Origin of the sequence: Christiangramia aestuarii, assembly GCF_009735585.1 — a bacterium.
GTDB classification, from domain to species: Bacteria; Bacteroidota; Bacteroidia; order Flavobacteriales; family Flavobacteriaceae; genus Christiangramia; species Christiangramia aestuarii.
The window spans coordinates 1-392 of record NZ_VJVW01000136.1 but is presented as its reverse complement, the minus strand read 5'-3'; the positions used below and the strand labels follow the sequence as shown (position 1 = coordinate 392).

Here is a 392-nt window from a genome sequence, read left to right as displayed (position 1 = left end):
GAAGTACAACCGTCATCGGCTCCATAGGTCAACGAAATTGAGCCACTGGTACAAATGCTCATATCGGCAGCTGGTGGTGTTGAAGTGAAACTTCCTTCTTCTCCACAACCTTTCTCAAGAGTAACGAATTCTGCCAACCAAGCACTATATGCCGACTGTAAAGTAGCATCATCTGCATAGAAACAAGCCTCTTGCGATACATCGGCAGGACCGGCTACATCAACAGCATCTCCCTGAGTCCAACTGAAAGTGGCATTTACCTGATCGGAAGTACAACCGTCATCGGCTCCATAGGTCAACGAAATTGAGCCACTGGTACAAATGCTCATATCGGCAGCTGGTGGTGTTGAAGTGAAACTTCCTTCTTCTCCACAACCTTTCTCAAGAGTAAC

At 46.9% G+C, this 392-nt stretch carries 1 protein-coding gene; it reads right to left on the bottom strand.

Going from position 1 to position 392, the window contains the following annotated elements; all coding sequences use genetic code 11:
- Positions 1–392 (bottom strand): hypothetical protein (locus tag FLP08_RS16365; protein WP_162431142.1); only part of this gene is annotated, 392 nt, incomplete at both ends.